Here is a 617-nt window from a genome sequence, read left to right as displayed (position 1 = left end):
ACCCTCAAGCCCGCACTATAACGCGCATAACCCGTAGAGGCTTGTCCCATATTGTCATGAGAAACAGTAACCTTGAACGTTTTATCGGGATGATTGTTAATATTGACAATGGTGCTGCCTTCTTCACGCCCTGGAAGAAGTTCGCTTTGAGCGTGCGCTGAACTCAAACGATTGATCTGATCAAGCCCCTGTTCAATATCGCGCATGTTCAGAACATGACCTTGAAGCCCAGGAAAAGCACTCCATACAACATTATTATAACGAGACGCCGGTGAACCATTATAGTAAATCTCTGAAAGCTTGCCCTCAACGACAACAAATTTGAGCGTCTTGCTGTTTTTGATATCTTGATCAGGAATATAAAAACGCGCCGTTACATAGCCTTGATCCAAATAAACTTTGGTTAACTTCTTGATTAAGAGCTGAATATCAAAAAGACCAATACATCTTCCAACATAAGGCTCTGTTACGGCTGATATAGAGCGCTTTTTGACATGATGCACTCCCTCAACAACAACAGCATGAATGGGAAAACATTGTTTCCCACCCAAAAGCGTTTCTGGATTTTGCTCTGAAGGCGTCTTGATCCTTTTAGGCGTTAAAGACCGTAATTTCTC

Annotated in this window: 1 protein-coding gene; it reads right to left on the bottom strand. The window is 42.5% G+C overall.

Annotation, left to right across the window (positions count from 1 at the left end):
- Positions 1-617 (bottom strand): POTRA domain-containing protein (locus ACFIJP_RS09600; RefSeq protein ID WP_375627203.1); only part of this gene is annotated, 617 nt, incomplete at both ends.

Source organism: Bartonella sp. MU37NMGALS (assembly GCF_042194015.1).
In the GTDB taxonomy this organism is placed as follows: Bacteria; Pseudomonadota; Alphaproteobacteria; order Rhizobiales; family Rhizobiaceae; genus Bartonella; species Bartonella grahamii.
The sequence above is the reverse complement of the archived record's forward strand: the minus strand, read 5'-3'. Positions and strand labels throughout refer to the sequence as shown.